Below are 25,221 nucleotides of genomic sequence, written 5' to 3' on the forward strand. Positions count from 1 at the left end.
TATATCTTAAACCCAACTATGCCCTTGCCTTTCAACCAATGCAATACTCTCTTGTGGCCCCCAACCTCCGGCTTCATAGTTTGGAAAAGATGCTTTACCATCCTGCCAGGCTTCCTGAATCGTTTTTACAACATCCCAGGCTTCTTCCACCTGATCCGAACGCATAAATAATGTAAGGTCACCCAAAAGTGCATCCAACAACAGTGTTTCGTAAGCTTCCGGAGTATCTTCCTGACAAGCAAAATTATCAAAGATCATTTCAACAGGCTTTAAAACCAATGAAAGTCCCGGTTTTTTTGCCATAAACTGCAATCTGATATCCATCAACGGCTGAATATTAATAATCAATCTGTTAGCCGATAAATGTTGTGAACTTTCTGAAAAAGTTGAATGTGGAAGCGGCTTAAACTGAACCGTAATATAAGAATGCTTTTCTTTCATTTTCTTTCCGGTGCGAACGTAGAAAGGAACGTCCTGCCATCTTTCGTTGTCCAGATAGAATTTTACTGCTGCGAAAGTTTCTGTATTAGAATCTTCTGCAATTCCATCCTCCTGACGATAGCCTTTAGCCTGTACGCCGTTTACAACGCCTTTTCCGTACTGACCTCTTACTGCGTAATGATCAACCTGGTCTTCTGAAATTCTGCGAATTGATTTCAATACATCAACTTTACGATCTCTGATCTCGCCTGATTCCAATGAAGCCGGCGGTTCCATCGCAACCATACAAAGAATCTGTAACAGGTGATTTTGAATCATATCTCTCAACGCCCCGGTCTGCTCGTAGAAACTTCCTCTTGTTTCAACGCCAACCTCTTCAGCAACGGTAATTTGTACTGATTCTATATGTTTGTGATCCCATAAAGGTTCAAAAATAGAATTTCCAAATCTGAACGCCAATATATTCTGTACCGTTTCTTTTCCTAAATAATGATCGATACGGTAAATCTGTTCTTCTTCAAAAGTCTCAGCCAGCAAACTGTTCAGTTCTATCGCTGATTGTTTATCATGACCAAAAGGTTTTTCGATAATAATTCTATCTCTTTTAGGATCAGAAGCTAATGATGTATTTTTGATATGATTGGAAATGGTGGAAACAAAATTGGGCCCGATCGATAAATAAAACAACCTGTTCCCTCTTGTTCCGTAAACGGTATCCAATTCTTTTAATTTCTGATGAAGATTCTTATAAGAACTTTCCTCATCCAATTGATGCTGAAAATAGGTAATATGAGCCTGAAAACCTGCCCAATCTTCTGAAGTTATCTTTTTTCTTGAGAAATTTTCAAGATTTTCTTTAATGTAATTTTTAAAATATTCATTGGTATTATCCGCTCGTCCGAGTGCTACAATATTAAAACCTTTAGGCATTCTGCCATCGATATATAAATTATAAAACGCCGGAAAAAGTTTTCTTTTTGCCAAATCTCCTGTAGCCCCAAAAATGATAATTGTAGTTGGGTGCAAGGCCTTATTTTCAGTCATTTTTCCGAATTTTAATGAGTTGCAGTTTGCCATAAAGTGTGGAAGATACCTTCTCTGTCTGTACGCTGATACGTATGAGCTCCAAAATAATCACGCTGAGCCTGAATTAAATTAACAGGAAGAGATTCCGTTGTATAGGCATCAAAATATACTAAAGCAGTCTGAATTCCTAAGCTTGAAACTCCGTTTAAAGCAGCAAACGCAGCCGTTTTTCTTAATGAATTGATTTTATGTTTAACGATAACAGAAATATCCTGATCCAGTAAAATATTAGATAAATTAGAATCTTTAGTATACGCTACATAAAACTTTTCAAGTAAAACTGAACGAATGATACAGCCTCCTCTCCAGATTTTCACAACGTCTTTTAATGGAATTTCAAATTGATATTCTTCAGAAGCTTTTACCAATAAAGCCAAACCTTGCGCATAGCTGATCAATGTTGCTAAATACAAAGCATCTCCAACTTCTTTGATAAATAATTCTGTATTTTCCGGACTTGTAATTTCGTTTTTAGCATATAATTGAGAAGCCTGAACTCTCTCTTCTTTATACGCCGATAAAATTCTTGAAGTCACAGCAATATCAATAGTTGGGATAGAAACCCCGATTTCCATTGCCTGCTCGGAAGTCCATTTTCCGGTTCCTTTTGCTCCGGCTTTATCTAAGATCTGGTCAACAAGATAACCGTCTGTCAAATCATCCTTTTGTTGGAAAATATCTCTGGTGATCTCGATCAGGAACGAATTCATTTCGCCATTATTCCATTCTTTGAAAACTTGGTAAAGCTGATCGTTATTTAGTTTCGCTCCTCTTTTTAGTAAATCGTAAGCTTCGCTGATGAGCTGCATGATAGCATATTCAATTCCGTTGTGTACCATTTTTACATAGTTTCCGGCAGAACCTTTTCCCATGTAAGCTGTACACGCTTCGCTATCAACTTTTGCAGAAATTGCTTCCAACATAGGCTGAAGCAGATTGAAAGCTTCCAAATCTCCACCAGGCATTATACTCGGGCCTGTTCTGGCACCTTTTTCACCTCCGGAAACTCCCATTCCCATAAAATGAAGGTTTTTTGAAGCTAGATCGGCAACACGTCTGTTTGTATCTTTGAAATAAGAATTACCAGCATCAATAACAATATCTCCTTTGCTTAAAAGTGGTGTAATATTTTCCAGAACTGCATCTACAGGTTTTCCCGCAGGAACCATAAGAATAATTTTCCTCGGCGCTTCTAATGCAGACACGAAATCCTCTAAAGTAGCTGTACCTTTCACCTTCATTTCCGAAGTGGCACCGTCCTGTAATTCTTTTACTTTTTCTGCGTCAAGATCAAATCCTGCGATCGAAAAGCCATTATCAGCAATGTTATAAAGAAGATTCCTCCCCATCACTCCGAGACCGATCATCCCGTAATTATATTTATCCATTTTTATTGATATTTATATGAATTCTATTTTACGGAGTATAAAATTACGGAAATGCTAATTAGTAAAAAAATAAATGGCTAAAAAAATACTTCAAGATCGTAATAGAAAGGTTGTTACATGTAGTAAAAATACTCTTTAACAAAACACAAAACACACGCAATCAATGAATTAATATATGTTTAATTTTAATCACAGAACGATTTTTTATAATAACAATGATTGTCACTTTTTGATTGAAAAATATGATAAGCTAAGTTTTAATTTACTTTCTTCAAATTCAGTCACCAAGTCTTGAAAGACTTTAAAAATATTTCAAATTTAGATATTATAACTGCTTCTTGTAGAACATGACAGCAAGAATATAAATAAGCTTTTCCATGTTTCCTTATTATAATTGTATTTATTTTTCTTTAAAATTAATCAAAAATACCATCCGAATTATCTGAAAATTTTCTGTGCAAATTGATAAAGACATCTTCTCCAAGTCAGCCATTCGTGGTAAGTTTGGGGAGATTTGTATTGAGAATAAGAATATTTATTTTGATTTAAATAATTAATTATGGCTTCATTATATTCAAAAAATCTTGCGTCCTCTTTTTCTCCAATTCCGATGAAGAAGAAAGGTTTTTGTTTTGATTTTAATAACTTACTGATAGGAAGCTCTTTAAAAGGCTGATCTTCTGTCCCTTCATAAATAACAGGGCTAAAAGAACCAATTGCTGAAAATAACTCCGGATGATTTGCTCCGATCAGCATCGCCTGATAACTCCCGCGGGAGAGTCCTGCAATGGCTTTTTTACCGTCAGTCTTGTATTTTTTTTCGATGTACGGAATTAATTCCTGAACAACGATCTTATCTAAATTTTTAGTTGAAATTACCGTTCTGGGATAATTGTCAGGCATTTTTTCTTGTTCAGGGTTCAATGCAACGCCGTAATCCATCACGACAATCATTTCTTTCGCCTTTTTTTCAGCAAAAAGATTGTCGAGAATATTTCTGATGTAACCTTGCTTTTCCCAACCCGTAATATCTTCACCCGTTCCGTGATAAAGGTATAAGACCGGAAATTTTTTAGTTCTGTAATTAGGAGGAAGATACACTTTGAAATTTCGTTTTCCTTTGGTAATCTCAGAATTGAAAGAGTCATTAACAATTTTTCCGTGCTTTACATTTTTCTCGAAGAAAAAATCTTCACCGGACGGAATTTCGATTCCGCTTGTCGGCTGGCCGTAACCAAAGTAAAGATTTGTATTTGGATCATTGGTTCGCTTGCCATCTACATTGAACCAATAATAATGAAAACCAATATCCATCGGTGAAGTGGAGACATTCCAAAAGCCTTCTTTGTCTTTGGCTGTAACAGATTTTAAATTTTGCATGCCGTCTCCTCCCTCTAAAACAACAGATTTTGCATCCGGAAAATAAACTTTAAACTGAGTTTGATTTTCAGCATTAATTTTCGGAAAATCTTTTCCTTCCAATACTGTTACAGAAGTTTTATAATTCTGGGAAAACATCGTAATTGAACAAAAGCCTAGAATAGAAGTTATTATCTTTAAATTTTGCATTTATTTTGTTTTAAAGTAGTAGAAAGTCGTGTAATTTATGAATTTAAACTTAAAAAAGACCATAAATAGGACTATTCATATAAGAAAATACCTCAAAAAGTATCTAGCTTTCTGAGGCAGTTTATTAATATTCTTTTTGATATTTAATAAAGATCAATAGTCGAATTGTAGTACTTTTAATAATTCAGTCTGTTGCATCACTTCATTTTTACTGTTGATCAGATTATAATTTGCCTGAAGCCAGTTATTCCTTACAACAAAAAACGTATACGCATCCATCAAGCCTTCTTTGTATTTTTCTTCTGATTTTTGAAAAGATAATTTCTGATTTTCAAAATTAGATTTCAGCAAAGTATATTTTTCCTCAGAATTTTGGAATTGTACTTTGATAGAATTGATACTTTGAGTTAAATTATTAATCACAATTTCTTTTTCGTAATTATAATTAATAACATTCAGTTTTGCAATTTCAACGTTATTTTTCACTTGTAATTTATTAAATATAGGAATCGAAAGCCCGAAAGAAACCTGCTGACTTTTATTTCGTTTAAACTGATCCGAAAAAGGATCGGCAGATTCACCCAAAACCTTGCTGTAAAAACTTGACCAATTATAAGAACCATTAAGCGTCGGCAGATAGGCAGATCTTGCAATATTGATATTTTTTTCGGCAGCATTTATTTCTGTGATTATCGTTTTGTAAGCAGGATTTTTCTCCAACAAGTTTTTAATAAATTCTGGGTCATTAAAGTTAAAATCTGACAGGTTTTCTTCGGTCATTTTAAAGTCTAAAGAATCGTTTGTGATGGCCAGCGCATTCAATAAATTTATTTTAGAAAGATCCCGGGCATTCTTTGCAGAAACCCACTGTTCCTGCAAAGTTCCAAGGTTTGCTTTGATGTCATAGACATCGCTTTTTGGTCGGTTTCCTATTTCAACTTCCTTCTCGGTGCGTTTGATTTGGTCTTCGATTCCTGAAATCTGGGTTTCCAGAACATCCAGCCAGCTTTTACTGTTCTGATATTTGAAAAACATTTGGATAACGTTCAGTTTTACATCATTTTGAGCCTGCTTCATTTTGTAAGTTGAACTCTCTTTATTAATTTTTGATAAAGAAATATTGAGATAATTCCGCCAGTTCATCAATTCCCAATTGGCTTGTACATAAACATTGTCGTATTGTGTATTGATGGCTTCTCTTTGATTATTATTCTGATTGATTCCCAATCCGAAATTGTAATTATGATTAACTCCGGCTTCAACTGACGGCAGCAACATCCCTTTTGCAGCAGAAATCTGACGCTCATTTTTCTGAATAGTAACCGTAGCCTGTTTTATCAACGGGTGATTTGTAGCTGCATAATCCAGACATTGATCGAGCGTCCAAACCTGCTGAGCCGGAAAAAGATTGATGATAAATATGAAGAATAGTTTTTTCATAATTGATTGACTAACAGTTGATAATTAATAATTGATAGAAAAGCTTGTGATGTATAGCTTACTCGTATTTCAGATATTTTACAAGATTCACTTTTGTAGCCTGATACGCTTTGATACTTACCACACAAAACGTAAGCAACAGCAACACAACAAGGCTGAAAATAAATGGCCAAACCGGCATATCTATTCTGTAAGCGAAGTCTTTCAGCCATTCATTAATCAAATAATAACTTATCGGGATGCTGATAACAACAGCAGTGAATGTAATCCAAAGGAACTGTTTTGTTAATCCAAGAATCAAGGTTCCGTCTGATGCTCCAATCGTTTTTCTGATGGCGACGTCCTTCAGTTTCTGCTCGATCATTAATGATGACAAGGCGAATAATCCAAGTAAAGCCACCATCAAAACCATCGCATTGAGGATTGTAAAAAGTGTCTGCTGTTTTTGATATTTCTCAAAGGTCTTCGCAAATTTCTGATCCAGGAAATAATAATCGAAAGGATAACCTTGCTCCACATTATTCTGCCAATAGGTTTTCAGTCTTTTCACCGTACCATCAATGTCATTCGGGTCTATTTTCAGCTGAATATTATAGACATTGAATCGCTTCCATCCCGTTTCTCTGTAATGGAAAAATATAATAGGATCTACCGAGCTGCGTGGATTGAAAATATTAAAATCCTTCACAACACCTACGATTTTATACTTTATACTGTCAAATCCAGGTTTAATTTCTTTTTTCAAAGCATCTTCGTCTTTCCAACCGAATTTTCTTACGAAAGCTTCATTAACCAACGCATTATTGATGGTGTCTGAGGAAAGATTCGGATCCAGCCAACGTCCTGTTTTTAGTTTTGCATTAATAAATTTCAGATAGTTGAAATCCATAGAACCGTGCTGACCTTGTATACTTTTGTCCTTATAATCCATATTGGAACTACTGTATCTTCCGCTTCCGGGAACCGCTTCACCGTAAGAAATATCGGTTACACCTTTGATCTTTCTCATCTCGGTTTTCAGTCGTTCGTATTTCAGCCAGGGTTTCGGATTATTTTCGCTGAAGTTGATCATCATAATCTGTTTTCCGTTGTAGCCCAGATCTTTGTTCATCATATATTTCACTTGCTGATTTACAATCAATCCGCCTATGATAAAAAATGAAGAGATGATTAATTGTAAGGTTAAAATCCCGTTTCTCAACCAAACTCCGTGCTTGCTTCTTGCAAAATTTCCTTTCAAGGTTTCTATTGCTTTGAAGTTGGCCAGATAAGTTGCCGGAATCAATCCTGAAATCAACGTTACCATAATTACCATCACAAATGAGTAAAAGTAAATATGCCAATCATTCATTACCATTTGCTTGTCATAGAACTTGTTGAAGCTTGGTAAGAGAAGTTCCGTCAAAGCCAAAGAAAGTAGATAGGACGCCATACAGATCAAAAATGTTTCCAGTAAAAACTGTAGAACAAGACTGGATTTTGTACTGCCGATGGCTTTTCTTACGCCAATTTCCTTTGCTCTTTGAGACGCTTGCGCAGTTTTTAAATTAATGAAATTAATAGCTGATAAAATCACAATTAAAACGGAAAGTGTGAACAAAATAAGCAATGTTTTGAAATCCGGCGGACCGAACCACGATGCTTTTGCGTGTAGTTTTATTTTATCCAAAGGTGTTAGCACACTGTCTGTTGGACCATAAAGATCAAGATATTGCTGGACTGTAACGCCTGTCTCCTTACTCTCCAGTTTTGCTCTGTATTCAAAAACATCTTTCAATAATTTTTGACGTACAACATCAGGATCTGTTCCTGGCTTCAACATAAAAAAACAAGCATAATTGAAATTTCCCCACCATTTTTCATCATCTTTCATCTGCTCCGGTTTTATAATGAACTCAGGCTTTATCTGAGAATTTTCTTTAGGCAATTCATAAACGGCTGTTACGACGTAATTTTTGTTATCAAATTTTACACTTTCGCCTGCAACATTGGTTTTCCCAAAAAGATTTTTCGCCGCGTCTGTCGAAAGGACGATCACGCTTTCTCCTTTCAAAGCATCCTTGTAACTTCCGGAAACCAATTTGAACGGAAAGAATTTGAAAAAACTATCACTTGCCGTCATCCCATCTTTTTGGAAAACGGTTTTCACTTTTGTAGTCATCTTAAGACCAATTCCGGAACCGTTGAACAAAACGAAATCCTCAATGCCGGGAATCACTTCCTTCGCACGTTTTGCCATTGGAACAGAGATGTTGTTTCCATAATTGTTTTCAGGTTTGTGATACGTCTGGAAATAAACGATGTCATCTTTTTTCGGATTCCATTTTTCGAAAGATTCTTCGTCATTCCAATGCATCAGGATGAGCATAAATCCGGTTAACCCGATCGTCAATCCAAACAAATTGATGATAGTTGAGAGCCAATTCTTTTTATAATTGATGAAGGCAATTTTGAGCCAGTTTTTTATCATAATCGATGTAATAAGTGGTGATAAATTACAGAGAAACAGCGCTAAACCGCTCTCTGTAATTTTTGAAAATAAGGATGAATGAATGTATCTTTTACAGAATTTTATTAACCAAAATTCTTAGCATCTGCTTTTTCGAAAACATCTTTTCTTTGGGAAGAATGTTCTTCTGAGAAGATCTCGCCATCTTTCATATTCACAATTTTCGAAGCATAGCCAGCATCGTAAGAAGAGTGTGTTACCATTGCGATGGTAGATCCTTCTCGATGCAGTTCAGCCAACAAATTCATTACTTCGTTTCCGTTGGAGCTGTCCAGATTTCCTGTAGGTTCATCGGCAAGAATCAGTTTTGGTTTCGTTACCAACGCTCTTGCAACGGCTGATCTTTGTTGCTGCCCTCCGGAAAGCTGTTGTGGATAATGTTTTGCTCGGTGAGCGATGTTGATCTTGTCCATGATCTCTTCTACTTGTCTTTTTCGTTCCGAAGCTGAAACTCCGTTGTAGATCAATGGAAGTTCTATATTTTCGTAAACCGTAAGTTCATCGATTAAATTAAAATTCTGGAAAATGAACCCGATATTTTTCTTTCTGATTTCTGATTTTTTTCTTTCATTTAAATTGATTGTTTCAGTTTCTCCAAACTTATAAGAACCCGACGAAGCGCTGTCTAATAATCCCAAAATATTAAGAAAAGTTGATTTCCCACAGCCTGAAGGCCCCATTATAGCAACAAATTCGCCTTCTTTTATGCTTAAACTAACATTGTTTAATGCGTTGGTTTGAACGTCTTCGGTTTTATAGACTTTTGAAATGTTTTGAATATTTATCATTGTATTAATTTTTTAAAGTTTTATTTATTTTGATTGAGAATTTATTTTATTTCTGAACATCAAGCATTTCATATTTTTTAATCTCAGAATAATCAGAACTTATGACTTTTTCGCCCTGTTTCAATCCGGAAACGACTTCATAATACAGAGGATTTTCTCTTCCCAGACTGATGTTGCGCTTTTCGGCTTTGTTGCCTTTTAAGACAAAGATCCATTTTCCGTTGGTATCTTTGTAGAAATTACCTTTCGGAATCATCATACTTTGGGTATCAGCAGATAATTTTAATTTGACTCCGAAGGTCATTCCTATTTTTAAATTTTCAGGTTTTGCATCGATGAAAGTCAGTTCTACAGAAAACTGTCCGTCTTTTACTTCCGGAAGAATTTTTGTAATAATAACTCCGAATTGCTTTGCATTGCTTTCCAGACTTCCTTTAATGCCGTTTTGAAGTTTATTGATGTAATATTCATCTACTTTTGCAATCAGTTTGTAACCGCCCATTAAATCTACTTTTCCGATACTTTCGCCACTCGTAAGATTTTGACCAAGTGTAATATTGAATGACGACAATCTTCCTGAAACAGGCGACATAATAAGGAAATTGTTTTTGTTTGAACGAAGAATATTTAAACTTTTTTCCATTTGATTAATGGAATTATTAATGGCAGAAAATTGAGAATTTCTGGAAGCTTTTTCACTGGAAGCACCTTTTTCCACGATTACTTTTCTCTGTTTCTGATAATTTAAATTTTGAAGACTTACATCATAATCCGTTTTCTTTCCGATTTCTGCGTCATATAATCTTTTCTGAAGATTGAAAGACTGCAATGCCGTATTGTAATCGTTCTGAGATTGAAGCAATTCTTTATCCTGATTGAATTCCTGATTTTTAAGTTCCAAAAGCGTACTTCTCATCTGGCTGATCTGTTGCATAATTCCCGTCTCCTGATTCAGATAATTGAATTCTGTATTCGGATTGTAAACTCGTGCGATTGGCTGACCTTTAGTTACCATTTGTCCGTCTTCTGCAAAAATTTCTTTCACAGCACCACCTTCCAAAACGTTGACCAATGATGAATTTAAAGATTCGGTCTGCGCGGTTACCATCAACATATCTTCAAATCTTCCCACCGTAACTTCATCCACCTGAATGTCTTCTAACTTCACGTTATACGTTTTTTTCTGATTCAGAAAATACCAACCAAAAACCGAAACTGCCAGCGCAGAAGCAACGATGATTAATATTAATTTTAATTTAGACTTCTTTTTTACTATTTTCGTATCCATATTTGAGATAACTAATTTACTTACAATATATTAGACAAATCAAATACCAGAGATTTATAATCTCGTAAAAGTCTGAAAACGTGAATAAAAATAATTTTATTCATTTCAGAAGTGTTCATTATCGGACACTTTTTGTGCGAAAACGGACATTTTAATTGGTTGTTGGTATTTGGTTTTTAGTTGTTAGTGTTTGATTATGATAAAAAATTACATTCAGATAATTAAAAGCTAAACACCAACAACTAAAAACCAAACACCAACAACCATACACCAAATAAAAAGTAATGCGAAAAAAAGAAGCTCATATTTTAATTGTTGATGATGACGAGGATATTTTATTTTCGGCAAGAGTCTGGCTTAAGAAATTTTTCACGGAAGTCAGTTGTCTTAGTCAGCCCAAGAATATTCTGAAGTTTTTGGCTGAGCAACAAATCGATGCCGTTCTTTTGGATATGAATTTCCGAAAAGGATTTGAAAACGGGCGTGACGGACTGTATTGGATGCAGGAAATCAGAACTTTAGAACCTCATCTTCCTATCATTCTAATGACGGCTTATGGCGAAGTAGAATTGGCTGTTGAAGCTCTTAAAAACGGAGCATCAGATTTTATTTTGAAACCTTGGAATAATGAAAAATTATACGCTTCCGTAAATTTGGCAGTTGATATTTCACGAAAAAATAAAAAACTGAATCAGTGGGAAAATGTAAGCATTAAAACCAATCAATATCAGTTGGATACAAAATCTGCTGCCATGCAGGCGGTGATGGATCAAATTACAAAAGTTGCTCCAACAGATGCTAATGTCTTGCTTTTAGGCGAAAATGGAACCGGAAAGTATGTTTTGGCGGAACATATTCACGAATTATCTGAAAGAAAAAACCAGCCTTTTGTACACATTGACTTGGGAAGTATTTCGGAAAATCTTTTTGAAGCAGAATTATTCGGTTACAAAAAAGGAGCTTTTACGGATGCCAATCAGGATTACTCCGGAAAAATTGAGAATGCCCAAAACGGAACCGTTTTTCTGGATGAAATAGGAAATCTCCCTTCTCACCTTCAGACCAAATTATTAAGCCTTATTCAAAATCGAAAATTATCAAGGTTAGGTGAAAGTAAAGAACGATTATTAGACATAAGATTTATTTTTGCGACTAACGAAAACCTTAAAAAAGCTGTGTCTGAAAACCGTTTTCGGAAAGATCTTTATTACAGAATCAACACCGTAGAATTGCAAATCCCAAATCTGAGAGACCGATTGGAAGATATTCCGACTTTAGGGAACTATTTCTTGGAAAAATACAAGCAGAAATATCATAAAACAGAGCTTTCTCTTAACGAAAATTTAATTGAGGAATTGGTAAATTATTCATGGCCGGGAAATATCCGTGAATTGGATCACTGCATTGAAAGAAGTTTGATTCTTTCTAACGATAAAAACCTTAAATTACTAATGCCACAGGATGAGGAAACTGACAATCCGATTACCAACCTGAATATCGAGGAAATGGAAGAAATTCTCATCAAAAAAGCGTTGAAAAAACACAAGGGAAATATTTCTCTCGCAGCTGAAGATCTAGGATTGTCGAGAGCGGCACTTTACAGAAGAATGGAAAAATTTGAATTGTAAATGAAAAAACAGCAACTCATCTGGTTATTTTTTATTGTGCTGGCGGTCGTTAGCGGGATTTTTGTGTTTGATTTTTATTCACAGAATAAGTGGATCAATTTCGGTTTATTTACGATCATTGCTATTGCGTTTATTATTTTAGCACAGCTTTCAGCACTATCATTTATTCAGAAAACTGAAAAAATATTGTTGGCTATTCAGAAAAAAGACTTTTCTCTTTTCCCAAAAACAGAAGAGAACATTTTGCTTGATAATGCCGTAAAACTTTATTACCAAAGCAAAGAAGAACACCTTTCGTACTCTTCCTATAAACTTTTGTATGAAGAAATTTTGAGTCAATTGGAAATTGGACTGATGATCCTTTCCGAGAAAAATAATGAATGGGAAGTATTTTATGTAAACCCTGTTTTTTTGGAAATTCTACAAATCCCAAAATATAATTCATGGGAATTATACAAATCCAAGACACCCAATTTTTATAAGATCATAGAACAGGCTAATTACGAAAATTCTCAGGAATTTTTTGATATTTCGATCAATGAAAATGTGAAACAATCATTTTCTCTGCGAACAAAAAAAGTACAGAATGTGAAAAACCGCTTCTGTATCATCAGTCTGGAATCTGTTCAAAAAATTATCGAACAGAAAGAAAAACACGCTTGGAATAATCTGATGAAAGTAATTTCTCATGAACTTCTGAATACACTTACGCCCGTCAACAGTTTAATTCAGAATCTGGAATACATTGCCAATCAAGATGTTGTTGAAAAAGAAGATCAACAGGAAATGAAGGAAAGTTTAACGATCATTAGTTCAAAATCAAAACAATTACTGAATTTCGTAGACGATTACAGACAGGTTGCCGAATTACCAAAACCCGTTTTTAAAACTATTTCTCTAACTCAAATTGTGAAATCTGCACTTAATTTTCTAAAACCTGAATTTGAAAAAAACAATATTACAATCATCACTTCATTGGAAGATCAAACTATTTCGGCAGATCAAAAAATGATCGAAAGATGCTTGATTAATCTATATCTAAACGCAATTTATGCTGTTACAGACAATTCTGAAAAGATCATAAAAACAGAGATCAAAATATTTAATAAAAGAACAGTTTTAAGTGTTGAAGATAATGGAATCGGAGTTTCAAATGAAATTAAAGATAAAATTTTCCTCCCTTTCTTCACCACCAGAATCAGCGGTTCCGGAATCGGTTTGACACTCAGCAAAAGCATTATGGAAGCACATAAAGGTTATTTAAACTATAGACCATTGCAGAAAGGAAGCTTGTTCGAGATATGGTTTCTGGAATAAGCATTATTGATACTAAAAACTAAATCATATTATTAAATAACGCCTTTCCAATACAACATTTTTTTAACTATTTTTACCTGATAATATATGATATATGAGAAAAATCGTATTTGCGGGAATAATAGCTTTAGGAGGATTTCTAACAGCAAATGCACAGTGTAAAACTGTATCCACACTTACAGAAAATTTTGATACCTGGAAAGATATCAACAAATGCTGGACTGCTCAACAAGGAAAGGCAATGCTTTATGCCAGTGATAAAAAAATTATATTCTATTCGATGAGCAGCCCCGGAGAAAATATGTATTTGGTGACACCAAAAATTAAAGCCGGGAAATATACACTGACCCTTGATATTTCAGACAACGGCGGAGAAACTATACTGGAACTGTTCTCCATCAACAATACATCTGATACAAAATCGTATGCTTCAATAGCTAAACCTTCTAAAATAGAGGGAGGTAAAAAAACATTTGATATTTCTTTGAAAAAAGATTCTAGTTTAGGCCTGAAAGTTTTGCTTAATGGAATACATCAGGCAGTTTATGTGGATAATTTTTCTTTGAAGCCAAAAAAATAAAATTACTGAACAGAATCGGATTTATAGAAACAAACCCCTTCAAATTATACAATTTGAGGGGGTTATTATTTTTGATGATATAGATTCTACAATAAATGCATATAGAATTACCATTAATAATTTTCTTCAATTTCTTTTACACTAAGAACTCCCATAAATTCTAAATAAGGTGTCATTAGTTTTTTATTAAAAACAGGAGGCGTTAAATTGGTATCCGCTAAAAACTGCTGCGTATTGCTTCTGTCATAATAATAAGTGTTTTCATAGGCTTCGACCAATGATTTCCCTTCGTGTACATCTTCTGTGAACAAACTCAACAAAGGATAAATTGGTAAATTACTGTCATATTTCCATTGATTAAGCCATTGATGATACTCCATTCCTTTTAAATCAATATCGTAATATTCATTCATTTTTGCACAGAAATCAGTAAGCGAAACATCATTTTCAGGCAAAGGAGAAAGGTGAAAATTGAGTCCCACAGCTTCTTTCTTTTTACTGATGTGCATGATTGCCTTACACATATAATCTACCGTTGTCAATTCATCTTTTAATCCCATAACAAGCGGAAACGAATTAAGCTCAACACAACTTCTGATCAACGATCCCCACCATTGATTCATCACGGTTGCTCCCGAAGTACTGTGACAAACTGCAAAACCCAACCTGAAATTAGTAATAGGAAGTCCTTTTTGTCTGGCTTTTTCGGCAATACTTTCCATTACCCATTTACTTTTTATATATCCCAAATCTCTTGAAACCGCCTCCATATTTTGGTCGATAGAATCATCTTCATACATCCACGTTTTCTTTGTGAATGGTCTGCCCCAGCTAAATACGCCCATAGAAGACAACAGCATGAGAAATTTCACTTTTCCCGTCACCGCAAGATCAATAATGTTGTGCAAACCGTCAATATTTGATTTTTTAATCAATGAATAAGGCTGTACATAACTCACCGAACTTCCCGAATGATAAATGACTTCAATATGATTGGTGATAAAATTATAATTTTCATTTTCCATTCCGAAATGAGGCAAGGATAAATCTCCTGTCATTGCAATAATTCGGCTGTCATAATCGGGCGACCATAATAATTTAAACTTTTCAAAGGTATTTTTAATACGTTTCAATCCTTCTTCTGAAGATAAAGCACGTACCAAACAGTAAATATTTGCTGATGTTTGCTGTAAAAGTTCTTCTAATAAATGAGATCCTACAAAACCTGTTGTCCCGGTTAAAAAAATACTTTTAGGATTCTTTAAAATACTTGGATCTGGTGATTCATTTATAGCAAAATCAATGTGTAATTCCGAATCTTTTATCAATTCGGTGATCATCGTTTCAGCTTTACTTTTTTGCGAAATTTCTGTTTTTACCATTCGATTTTCAACCTCCTGAACGAAAGTTGAAATAGTCGTATAAATATACAGTTCCGGCAAACTGATAAGGTTTTTTACAGGCTCAGGAAGCAAGTTATGTAATTGCGCAAGTAACAGCGAATGGCCTCCCAATTCAAAAAAATCGTCTTCTTCATTAATATCTTCCAGTGAAAGAAGATCTTTCCAGATGTGTGTTACGATTTGGATTAAATTATCTTCTTTCCATTTAGGTAAATTGCTATTTTTTGTTTGATTTTCCGGAATTTCCAAGAGTTTTTTATCTATTTTTCCGGCATGATTCAAAGGCATTTGATCTACAATAAAAATTTTGTCCGGAAGCATATATGCAGGCATTACCTGTTGTAATTTTGCCTTTATATTCTGTAAAACTTTTGTCTGATCTTCATCCGATGCAAGCTGAATAAAAGCGATTAAAGCCGGTAAACCATTTTCTTTTGTTTGCACTTTAACGGCACTTTGCGTAATCTGTGGTAATTTCGCTATATTATATTCAATTTCAGCAAGTTCTATTCTATATCCTCTGATTTTAACCTGATCATCTTTTCTTCCGTAAAACTCCAAATTACCATCTTCCCTGCGCAGAGCCATGTCTCCGGTTTTATACAACTTTTCACCTTTATTTAATTGATTTAAAAGCCATTCCGGAGCCTGAATAAAAGATTTATCAGTATCTTCTTCACGATGCAAATAACCTAACGCCAATTGAGAACCTCCAATATAAATTTCTCCAACCGTGCCATCTGTAACTGGTTTTAGATTCTCGTCTAATAACAATGCATCAACAAATGGCATTGCAGACCCGATAATTCTTGGATTTGTTTCTTCTTTAAATTCATAATTGCTTACTGCGACAGTGGCTTCGGTAGGTCCATAGCTATTGATCAAACGTATCTTTTTGTACCAGGATTTAATGGTGTTTTCAGTACAAGATTCACCTCCAATGGCTATTGTATGAAGATTTCCGATAGGTTTATTTAACGGTAATGATGCCAAAACCATCGGCGGCATCAAAGGAACGGTGTCGATATGATGAGTAACAATAAAATCTAAAAGCGGTTCGCCCACAATTTTATTATTGGGATACAAATGCATCGTTGCCCCTTTAATTAAAGGAGTCCAAATATCTATGATAGCAGCATCAAAGCTTGGAGATGCAAATTGCAAAGTAATACTATCAGCAGATAAATCCAGAACTTCTGCTTGATACTTAACAAAATTATAAAAAGAATGATGTGAGATAATAACGCCTTTTGGCATTCCCGTGCTGCCGGAAGTATAAATTACATAAGCAGGATTTTCAGGTAAAATATCACTTGAAAGATTCTCAGTTGACATATTTTTTAAACTTTCAAGAGCATTTAAAGAATCTAATGCAATACTTTGGGTCTTGTCATTATTTATTTTTTCTAAATATTGATCTACACTTAGCGCTAATTTAACTTGTGAATCAGCAATCATCATTTGTATTCGGGCTTGCGGTAATTCGCCATCAATAGGTAAATAAGCAGCTCCTAATTTTAACACTGCTAAAAAAGCAATAATACGATTTATCGATTGAGGAACGCAAATCCCAACCAAGTCACTATTTTTGATATTATACGTTTGTAAATAATATGCTAATTGATTCGCTTTTGTATTTAAAACTTCATAAGTAATACTTTCAGCTCCATCAACAATGGCAATTTTTTCAGGAAATTCTTTTGAAATTTTCTCAATTTGTTTTACAATTCCAAAGGGATTCTGAACTCTATTTTCAGAATACTCATTCGAGTCATGAGGGTTCATGGCGTTTAATTCTTTTTTCATGGTGATTTAGTTTTTGTATGATAAGTGTTATTAAATATTTTTTCTATCTATCAATATATAAGACACAATTTTCAACTATAGAATTAATAATATTTATTTTTTTAATTAATAATAAAATAGATGTTTTTTAATTTCCTTTAAAATACCTATCAAAATTAATAAAAAAATCAACACATAATGAATTATTATTATTTTTCATAATTCATTAAATAAAATTTAATATGAAATACTGAAACAAACTAAACTTAATTCCGTTCTTGATCACATTGTACAGATAAACAAAATGTTACAACATAAAAATATCATATGCATTTTCTTCTTCATTAAATTAACGTACCAGAGGATTTAATAAAAAAAAGGATCAATATAATTGACCCTTTTTTTTATTTACGGATAATATTAATTTCGTTAAATTTTTCCGCTCTTCGTTTTCAGATGTATATAATCGATTTTTTTAAAGTCTTTTAAGGATTTTGTTCGTATCCGGCTACCTGAATTTGAGATAAAGGAATTTGGTACAGATAATCATTCGTTGTAATGGTAAAATTGTAGTTGAGGTCGGCTGCAGCTTGGTTGATTACATCTTTTGCGATATTCCAACGTACCAGATCATGCCAATAAACACCTTCACCTGCAAACTCTACTCTTCTTTCTTTACGAAGCGCTGTGGTAAAATCTGTGCTTGATAAAGATGTAGAAAGTGGTGCTAAGCCAGCTCTCTGACGAATTTTATTTACATATGGAACAGCAATACTTGTACTCCCCTGATTATTTAAAACTTCAGCATACATTAAAAGGACATCTTCATATCTTATAATCGGAAAATTGATAGGCCAGTCATAACGGTTGGTCAATACCACTCCCGGCTCACGAAATTTCACGAAATAATTTGCATTATCCGGCTGTCCGTTTTGTGCTATAAATTGAGTTTTAACCGTTACAGCACGTCTTAAGTCTCCTGGTTCATAAGAATTAATCAGTGATTGTGAAACGCCTAATTCAGAAGAACTGAACAAACTGCCCTGCGCATTGTATAAGGGATCTGCGCTGCCAAAAGTCGGTGAAACAAAGCTTGGCAGATAAGAACCCTGCGACAAACCTCCGCTTATATGCTGGATCTCAAAAATATGGTATTTATTATCATTGGTACTTTTAAACAAATCTGCATAATTTGGAGCAAAGGTAACATACTGCCCTTCTCCCTGAATTACTGTAAATAAGTGATCTTTTGCTTTTTGTAAATAAGATCCGTTGTTGAGCGGATAGCCGTTTCCTGTAAGATATATCCTTCCTAATAAAGCATGAGCAGCCGATTTTGTAACCCTACCTTTATTACTAGCATCATACACATTTTTTAAACCAGCAACAGATGCTTCAAGTTCAGAAGTGATGAAATCATAAAGAATCGCTAGTTCTGTTCGTGGTATGGAAGCAGCCTCTTCAGGGCTCACCGGATGATCTATTAAAGGAACTTTTCCAAAATTACGCATGAGCTCGAAATAGGCGTAGGCTCTTAAAAAACGGGTTTCAGAGCGGTATTGTTCCTTTGTCGCTTGATTAGCAAAAGGAACCGCATCAATTCTTGCTAAAATAGTATTAGCATAAGAAATAAGTTGATAGGCATCTTCCCAAAGAATTCCCATTTCGTCGGTTGAAGAGGTATCCTGAAAACGGTTGATCGCGTAATAATCTCTGTTACCATTTTGTGAAATTGCATTAAAATTATTGGAACGAACTTCTGATGCCAATAAGTAAAAATTAACATCAAAACCTCCTCTGGAAGAAGAATTAATCATGGCAGAATAAACTCCTGACAATGCTTGTTGGATTTGTAATTCGGTCGTGTAAAAAGAGGTTTGGGTAATATTATTTTCAGGTTCCAACATCAAATCTTTTTCGCAACTAAGCGCTCCTAATGTTAATGTTCCCCAGATTAATACTTTTCCAAACGTTTTAAAGTTTAATGGAAAAAGAGAGATATTTTTATTATAAGTTGTTTTCATTTTCAAAATTTTAGAAGTTAAAGTTTAAGCCCATCATATATACCTTTGCATTAGGGTATGCACCATAATCGGTTCCGTCTGACTGTACAGATTCGGGGTTGTAGCCGCCATAATAATGATCTTTTCTCCAGACATTTTCTAAACTGACATAAATTTTCAGATTAGAAATTTTTAATTTATTTGTTAATTCCTGTGAAAAATTATATCCTAAAGTCACATTTTTTAATTGAATATAGGTCGCATCATACAGCCATCTTGTATCCAAAAGACTTCCTGTAGTACCATCTAATCTCGGAGTTTTTCCATCTCCCGGGTTTTCGTCAGAACGCCAACGGTTTGCCCAATTTCCCATCACATTTGTTGTAGTTCCCATTCCTGTGCGATCGATTGCACGACCTAATAATGCATAACTGTAACCTCCTTTTTGCCCTTGAAAAAACACAGAAAGATCGAAATTTTTATATGAAAATGTATTTGTGAATCCCCAATAATAATCAGGAGTAGGCCCTCCGATGATATGACGGTCATTTTCATTGATAACACCGTCGCCATTCACATCTCTGTATTTAACGTCGCCTGCAATAGCACCATTTGTTTTGGCAATACTTGTATTATTGATATCTGCTGTAGATAATACGCCTATCGCTTCATAAAGATAGAATGAATTCAGTTCCTCTCCTACCTGTATAATATTTGTACCATCGCTAAAACCTGTGTAAATCGGTTTGTTTTTGCTACCTAACTGCAATACTTTGTTATTATTAAATGCAATATTAGCCGAAGTATTCCATTTGAATGCTCCTGTTAAATTTTTTGTACTTAATTCTAATTCCAACCCTTTATTTTGAACCGAACCAACGTTTTTCCACATTGTTTTATAGCCCGTTACAGCAGGTATTGGCTCCTCCAGAAGAAGATCTTTGGTTTTTTTGATATAATAATCTGCCGTAAAATCAATTCTGTTGAATAATCCCAGTTCAAAACCAAAATCAGATGACTGTGTTTTTTCCCAAGTCAGATCAGGATTGGGAATCGTATTGGGAATTAAACCATTAGACAAATTTCCTCCAAATGAATAATTTCCTCCAGAAAGTGTTCCGAATGCTCTGTAATCACCAATTGAATTGTTTCCGTTTTCACCCCAGCTGTATCTGAATTTAAGGTTATTCAACCATTTCGAATCTTTTAAAAATTCTTCTTCATCTACTTTCCAGGCAGTTCCGAATGCTGCAAATGTTCCCCAAAGGTTGTTCCAGCCAAATCTGGAAGAGCCGTCTCTACGGATGCTGGCAGACAACATATATTTTTCTTTATAATCATAATTTACACGACCAAAAGTAGAAACCAGCATCCATTCTGTCGCTGTATATTCTGAATTAAGCACAGATGCAGATTGTGTGAAATTGAATGTTTTTAAATCATCATTCGGAAAGCCTTTGTTTCTGTTGTACTGAGTGGTTGATCTGTAATTTTCCGCACTATAACCTGCAATAGCGTTGATATCATGTTCACCGAAAGATTTTTTATAGCTCAATAGAGCTTCACCAAGATATCTGTTATAATTTACCGTTCTGCGACTGGCAATGCTTACCTGTCCCGGTATATTTGTAATTAAATTAAAGGTTGGCGTATAGCCATTATTGATATTAAAATTATTAGTCGCACCACCGGAAATCTTCAGATTCAGATCCGGTAAAATATCATAAGATACATACAGGCTGGACAACAGGCGAAATTCATTCGTATCATTTGTAGTATTTTCCATGACGCCTATAGGACTTTGTGTAGAACCTGCCCATCTGTACATCATATTTTTCCCGAAATTAGTGTAAAGACCGGCACCCAATTCTGCTACAGGAACCATTGAAAGCATTTTATGGGCTAAATTGTCTTTTCCGTCTACCGTTGCTCCGTAACTTTTTGAATAACTTGGTCGAAGTGCAATTCCGGCTTTCCATTTATCTGAAATATTAACGTCAATAACTGCGCTTAAATTAAACCTGTTAAACCCAGTATTGATCGCCAGACCTTCCTGATCAAAATATGCTCCCGAGATCATATACTTCATATTCTTACTTCCACCTCGTACCGCCAACTGATAACTTTGAATAGCTGCCGGACGATAAAATGCATCCTGCCAGTCGATATAAGCAACCTGATCAGTTCCCCATCTAGGATCGATCATATTGCTGATATTGGCTAAATTGTAATCGGTAGTATTGGCCAAGTTAAAATAATTGGCCCGAACAGCGTAACTGTCCGACGCTGAATGGCCCGGAGCTAAACCTACCCAACTTTTATTAATCGCTTCAGTAGCATAATCAATCCATTCTGCACTATTCATAATGTCCAGCTTTTTTTCAATCGTCTGAACACCATAATATTGTGAAAAACTAAATGAAGGCTTTCCCGATGTACCTTTTTTTGTCGTTACGATTACAACACCATTGGAACCTCTGGATCCATACATAGCAGTAGATGCCGCATCTTTCAGTACTTCAATCGATTGTATATCATCAGGTGAAATATTCGCCATATCGTCTACTACCATTCCATCGACCACATAAACAGGAGAATTACTTGCCGATATGGAAGCTGTACCACGCACTCGGATTTCTAAAGGTTCACCAGGTTTTCCTGAAGTAGCACGGGTCTTAACTCCGGCAATCTGACCAGTTAATGCCTGATCAGCTCTTGCAATAGGACGATTTTTAAAACTTTCTGCACCTACTCTACCAACAGCACCTGTAACCTCGCCTCTTTTTTGTGTACCATAAGCAATAATAACCACTTCCTCGATATCCTTAGTTTTATCATTAGGATTTGATTTTATGCTATCCTTAATCGTAGCAGCTGGCTGTTTTACTTGCGCAAAAGCAAAACCTGTGGCGCCGACTAAAAGACCAAGAGTTAATATAGAATTTTTCATTTATTAATTATTAAAGAAATTACCATTACTTTATATACTTTCAATTTGTTAAAACAAAACGTTATAGGAAATTATTAGATATCTATATTTTGTTTATTTTTATAAAAATATACTTATAGAAAAATTCTGGTATCCTGTAGTTACCTGCTATTATTCTCTTTTCAGAGAGATATCGTTAATTCAATAAATATTTCTTTTAGAAAAACATATTATATGAAATTGAAAAGAAGGATACCAATGGCATCCTTCTCTATTAAAACGAAATATTCTTCTTACTGATGTTGTAGGCATCCGGTATTTTATTCGGCTATTTTGAGGGTTGAATATTTTCTTCAGCAAAAAGAGATGATACATGATGACTTCATATTTATTTCTGTAGATCATTCTTCCTTTGTCAAATTTCAGCCTTCTTCATATTCTTCCATTAAAATGAAATCAAAATGCGTTCTTAGATAGTCTTTACTTCTTTTAAAATAGGTATTAATGAAATAATAAAGCGGAAAACACAATTTGCGACTTATCAAATACTATTGCTTAACAATGAATTACAAAATAAAAAAAGGGAAAAATCACTAATAAAAGTGACTTTTCCCTTAGAGTGACCTCAGCGGTGCATTTTCCGAACACTTTTGTAGAAGACTTGAATAAACTTGCTCAACTATCATCACTATAATGATTATCAAAAACAAATTCTATCCGAGACTATTTTTGAAAGCTTAACATATAAATACAACTCTGTAGAATACCTTTTTATTGAAAAAAATTAAAATATTAAAAATAATACTAAGCTATAATTTAGGCCGATAACGGTAATTATATTAAATTTTAACCTGAGAAGAATTTCAAATCTAATATAGGATGCTTAAGTATGCACATTATAAATATTCTTTTATAAAATAATTTCTAATTCCTCCTCTCCAAACCATCCGTTATTAATGACATTTTTTTTCAATTCTTCTGGTAAATCTGTATAACCAACTATTGCTAAGCTTTCTTTAGCTCTACTACAGGCTACATAAAATAATCGCATCGTTCTATCTATTCCAGTTTCTTTACCCTCATCTAGATTTTTTTTATCAGTAGAGGTTAGTGGCTTTAAACCAAATAATTTATCATAGCTAAACATAAAGCCTTTGGACTCTTCATCATCAATAATAACCATAACACGTTCAAACTCTAATCCTTTGACACCTTGATGTGTTCCAAATTTTGACTCTTCGTTGACATATTCATTATACCTTATAATTTCAGTAAAATTTGCTTTCAATGATTCTTCCCAAGCTTTTAAAACGTCATCATCTTCCGATGTTTCGTCGTCTTCAATCTCAAAATCTGAATCAACATCAGCTCTTTTCAAAACTACTTTTAGTACAGATGGAATTTTGAACAAATTGGTTTCTTGAATTTTTTCTAGTACCTCAATTAATAAGGGACAATTATCTTCATTCCATAAAGACAATAATTCATTTACCTTACCATTTACAGTATGTAATAATTCTAATTTATTATCATCATTTTGTAATGTCTGCTTATCTATTAAATGGGAATTCTGCTTTACAATATTAGCAATCTCAAATTTATTCTTCTTAATATAAGTCTTATGTAAGGGCAAAACTATTTTTGTAAATAAATTAACCGAAGATGAGGGAAAAGTACATGGAAGATTAAAAGCCCGTTTGGTTTATTATCGTTTTAATAAACTTTTATTAGTTTAATTTAGTTCGTTAAAAGTGGAGCTGCAGAAGATCCTGGGTAGCAGATCCGCAACAATTTAACGAACGTTTTAAAAGACTACCAAATTTCTAATATTATTTAATTTATGAAAAAAATTATTTGTAAAACTAAAAACGGCTCCTAGGAGCCGAAATATTAATTATTGTCATCTGTAATACTTAAATGTACAGGCCTATTTTCTTGTAAACAAGAATCTATAATTCCAATCAATTTGTAGAGTTTCCAAATCAAATGATCATTATCATTATGACCAGTAGGACGTGGGTCTATTTCGATTTCTTCTCCTAAAAAATTGATAGAATAGACTCCTTCTCCTTTTTTATAGGTCTCTCTTTGAATTAAGAGTTCCGAAATTTTAGCTTCTAAAATAGACTTCATTTCTTCAGATTCATATTTTGATAAAGCTTCGTCTTTGAACTTTCCTTTTCCTATTCTTGAAAGTACATCTTTAGGAATAATAAAAGCATCCTCCATTCCAAACGCGGAATATTTATTTTTAAAATTTTGAGTAAAATCTTCAAAAGATTGATTAAATCTAATCGTATTTGAAATTAATATCATTTGCATATTTTATTTTTTAAAAAAATTAATAATTACTTCGTTTTCTTCAATTACATTTTCTGGCATATTATACCTTACTTTCCCGAATCCTTTTGCTTTCATTTTAGATCCTGTAAATGTTGATAATGCAGCTTCTTCAATACTTTTTCCAGCAGCTCTAGATTCCCAAAACTTAGTTAACTTAATTGATTATCCTCCATAATCGACATAGATATCTGCCTTTATCCAAAAGCTTACCGTTCCATCTACTTTACCATATTTTTTAGCATTAAAATATGAAATAAACTTTGCTTTAAAATCAAAAAAGGCTACGTAAAGCAGCCTTTCAAATTTTCACTAATCGTGTTCGGATATACTGAGATATAATGGTTTATGTTCTTCGAGACATTCTTCACAAATTTTGTACGCACTAAAAAACATACTTATCCAATTATCCTGATGATTCTTACCAAAAGGAGTGAAATTTATACCTATGATTTCTCCCAAAAAATCAATTTTTGTTCTTACATCTGGTTCAGGAACCCTCGTAGATACCAATTCTTTGATTTTATTTTCTAAATGCTGCTTTAATTCTAACGATTCCTCTTTTGTTAAAGGTTCATCTTTGAACTCTTTCTTCCCTATTCTTTTCAATATTCTTTTAGGAACAACATCATCTTCGATTCCAAATGTCCTATATCTGTTTTTTGGATTTCTTGTAAAATCATCAAAAGATTGATTAAACCTAATTGTATTTGTAATATGTATCATA

16 protein-coding genes are annotated in these 25,221 nt (G+C 34.0%); 3 read left to right on the forward strand and 13 right to left on the reverse strand.

Annotated elements, in window-relative coordinates; translation table 11 throughout:
• Positions 1 to 6: 6 nt before the first annotated feature.
• From zwf to EG348_RS20235, 7 genes are all read right to left on the reverse strand, one after another.
• Positions 7 to 1,485, reverse strand: coding sequence for a glucose-6-phosphate dehydrogenase (zwf, locus tag EG348_RS20205; RefSeq protein ID WP_123984737.1), 1,479 nt, complete (start codon positions 1,483 to 1,485; stop codon positions 7 to 9).
• Between the two features lie 11 nt (positions 1,486 to 1,496).
• Positions 1,497 to 2,915, reverse strand: a complete 1,419-nt coding sequence (gene gndA, locus EG348_RS20210; RefSeq protein WP_123984738.1) for an NADP-dependent phosphogluconate dehydrogenase — start codon at positions 2,913 to 2,915, stop codon at positions 1,497 to 1,499.
• 438 nt (positions 2,916 to 3,353) lie between these two features.
• The gene (locus tag EG348_RS20215; RefSeq protein WP_123984739.1) at positions 3,354 to 4,484 is read right to left on the reverse strand and encodes an alpha/beta hydrolase-fold protein; all 1,131 of its coding nucleotides are present in this window, start codon (positions 4,482 to 4,484) and stop codon (positions 3,354 to 3,356) included.
• A gap of 153 nt (positions 4,485 to 4,637) precedes the next feature.
• Positions 4,638 to 5,924: a TolC family protein gene (locus EG348_RS20220; RefSeq protein WP_123984740.1), complete on the reverse strand. Its 1,287-nt coding sequence runs from the start codon at positions 5,922 to 5,924 to the stop codon at positions 4,638 to 4,640.
• A 58-nt stretch (positions 5,925 to 5,982) separates the two neighbouring features.
• Positions 5,983 to 8,394: an ABC transporter permease gene (locus tag EG348_RS20225; RefSeq protein ID WP_123984741.1), complete on the reverse strand. Its 2,412-nt coding sequence runs from the start codon at positions 8,392 to 8,394 to the stop codon at positions 5,983 to 5,985.
• Positions 8,395 to 8,498: 104 nt separating this feature from the next.
• Positions 8,499 to 9,221, reverse strand: coding sequence for an ABC transporter ATP-binding protein (locus tag EG348_RS20230; protein ID WP_123984742.1), 723 nt, complete (start codon positions 9,219 to 9,221; stop codon positions 8,499 to 8,501).
• 46 nt (positions 9,222 to 9,267) lie between these two features.
• Positions 9,268 to 10,509, reverse strand: a complete 1,242-nt coding sequence (locus tag EG348_RS20235; protein WP_123984743.1) for an efflux RND transporter periplasmic adaptor subunit — start codon at positions 10,507 to 10,509, stop codon at positions 9,268 to 9,270.
• A 284-nt stretch (positions 10,510 to 10,793) separates the two neighbouring features.
• Here EG348_RS20235 and EG348_RS20240 point away from each other — a divergent pair, with 284 nt between their 5' ends.
• From EG348_RS20240 to EG348_RS20250, 3 genes are all read left to right on the forward strand, one after another.
• On the forward strand, positions 10,794 to 12,137 hold the full coding sequence (locus EG348_RS20240) for a sigma-54-dependent transcriptional regulator (RefSeq protein ID WP_123984744.1): 1,344 nt from the start codon (positions 10,794 to 10,796) through the stop codon (positions 12,135 to 12,137).
• A complete protein-coding gene (locus EG348_RS20245; protein WP_123984745.1) occupies positions 12,138 to 13,454 on the forward strand; it encodes a sensor histidine kinase in 1,317 nt (438 codons plus the stop codon).
• Positions 13,455 to 13,548: 94 nt separating this feature from the next.
• Positions 13,549 to 14,034 carry a hypothetical protein gene (locus EG348_RS20250; protein WP_123984746.1) on the forward strand — a complete coding sequence of 162 codons (486 nt, stop codon included), beginning with the start codon at positions 13,549 to 13,551 and terminating at the stop codon, positions 14,032 to 14,034.
• A gap of 113 nt (positions 14,035 to 14,147) precedes the next feature.
• On the opposite strand, the gene EG348_RS20255 is transcribed toward EG348_RS20250, so the two are convergent.
• The 6 genes from EG348_RS20255 to EG348_RS20280 form a co-directional block, all read right to left on the reverse strand.
• The gene (locus tag EG348_RS20255) at positions 14,148 to 17,243 is read right to left on the reverse strand and encodes an amino acid adenylation domain-containing protein (protein ID WP_228414794.1); all 3,096 of its coding nucleotides are present in this window, start codon (positions 17,241 to 17,243) and stop codon (positions 14,148 to 14,150) included.
• A 464-nt stretch (positions 17,244 to 17,707) separates the two neighbouring features.
• The gene (locus EG348_RS20260; protein ID WP_123984747.1) at positions 17,708 to 19,246 is read right to left on the reverse strand and encodes a RagB/SusD family nutrient uptake outer membrane protein; all 1,539 of its coding nucleotides are present in this window, start codon (positions 19,244 to 19,246) and stop codon (positions 17,708 to 17,710) included.
• Positions 19,247 to 19,256: 10 nt separating this feature from the next.
• Complete coding sequence (locus EG348_RS20265; RefSeq protein WP_123984748.1) at positions 19,257 to 22,175, reverse strand: SusC/RagA family TonB-linked outer membrane protein; 2,919 nt, start codon at positions 22,173 to 22,175, stop codon at positions 19,257 to 19,259.
• Between the two features lie 889 nt (positions 22,176 to 23,064).
• Positions 23,065 to 23,787, reverse strand: a complete 723-nt coding sequence (locus EG348_RS20270) for a hypothetical protein (protein WP_123984749.1) — start codon at positions 23,785 to 23,787, stop codon at positions 23,065 to 23,067.
• A 257-nt stretch (positions 23,788 to 24,044) separates the two neighbouring features.
• Positions 24,045 to 24,476, reverse strand: a complete 432-nt coding sequence (locus EG348_RS20275; RefSeq protein ID WP_123984750.1) for a hypothetical protein — start codon at positions 24,474 to 24,476, stop codon at positions 24,045 to 24,047.
• A 330-nt stretch (positions 24,477 to 24,806) separates the two neighbouring features.
• Positions 24,807 to 25,220 carry a hypothetical protein gene (locus tag EG348_RS20280; RefSeq protein WP_123984751.1) on the reverse strand — a complete coding sequence of 138 codons (414 nt, stop codon included), beginning with the start codon at positions 25,218 to 25,220 and terminating at the stop codon, positions 24,807 to 24,809.
• Position 25,221 lies beyond the last annotated feature (1 nt).

Source organism: Chryseobacterium sp. G0201, from assembly GCF_003815655.1.
In the GTDB taxonomy this organism is placed as follows: Bacteria; Bacteroidota; Bacteroidia; order Flavobacteriales; family Weeksellaceae; genus Chryseobacterium.

Coding starts and splice junctions, on each gene's coding strand:
- EG348_RS20280 (WP_123984751.1), bottom strand. CDS start 25,220: ATGATACATATTACAAATACAATTAGGTTTAATCAATCTTTTGATGAT.
- EG348_RS20220 (WP_123984740.1), bottom strand. CDS start 5,924: ATGAAAAAACTATTCTTCATATTTATCATCAATCTTTTTCCGGCTCAG.
- EG348_RS20255 (WP_228414794.1), bottom strand. CDS start 17,243: ATGAAAAAAGAATTAAACGCCATGAACCCTCATGACTCGAATGAGTAT.
- EG348_RS20240 (WP_123984744.1), top strand. CDS start 10,794: ATGCGAAAAAAAGAAGCTCATATTTTAATTGTTGATGATGACGAGGAT.
- zwf (WP_123984737.1), bottom strand. CDS start 1,485: ATGACTGAAAATAAGGCCTTGCACCCAACTACAATTATCATTTTTGGG.
- EG348_RS20250 (WP_123984746.1), top strand. CDS start 13,549: ATGAGAAAAATCGTATTTGCGGGAATAATAGCTTTAGGAGGATTTCTA.
- EG348_RS20260 (WP_123984747.1), bottom strand. CDS start 19,246: ATGAAAACAACTTATAATAAAAATATCTCTCTTTTTCCATTAAACTTT.
- gndA (WP_123984738.1), bottom strand. CDS start 2,915: ATGGATAAATATAATTACGGGATGATCGGTCTCGGAGTGATGGGGAGG.
- EG348_RS20225 (WP_123984741.1), bottom strand. CDS start 8,394: ATGATAAAAAACTGGCTCAAAATTGCCTTCATCAATTATAAAAAGAAT.
- EG348_RS20265 (WP_123984748.1), bottom strand. CDS start 22,175: ATGAAAAATTCTATATTAACTCTTGGTCTTTTAGTCGGCGCCACAGGT.
- EG348_RS20230 (WP_123984742.1), bottom strand. CDS start 9,221: ATGATAAATATTCAAAACATTTCAAAAGTCTATAAAACCGAAGACGTT.
- EG348_RS20275 (WP_123984750.1), bottom strand. CDS start 24,476: ATGCAAATGATATTAATTTCAAATACGATTAGATTTAATCAATCTTTT.
- EG348_RS20235 (WP_123984743.1), bottom strand. CDS start 10,509: ATGGATACGAAAATAGTAAAAAAGAAGTCTAAATTAAAATTAATATTA.
- EG348_RS20245 (WP_123984745.1), top strand. CDS start 12,138: ATGAAAAAACAGCAACTCATCTGGTTATTTTTTATTGTGCTGGCGGTC.
- EG348_RS20215 (WP_123984739.1), bottom strand. CDS start 4,484: ATGCAAAATTTAAAGATAATAACTTCTATTCTAGGCTTTTGTTCAATT.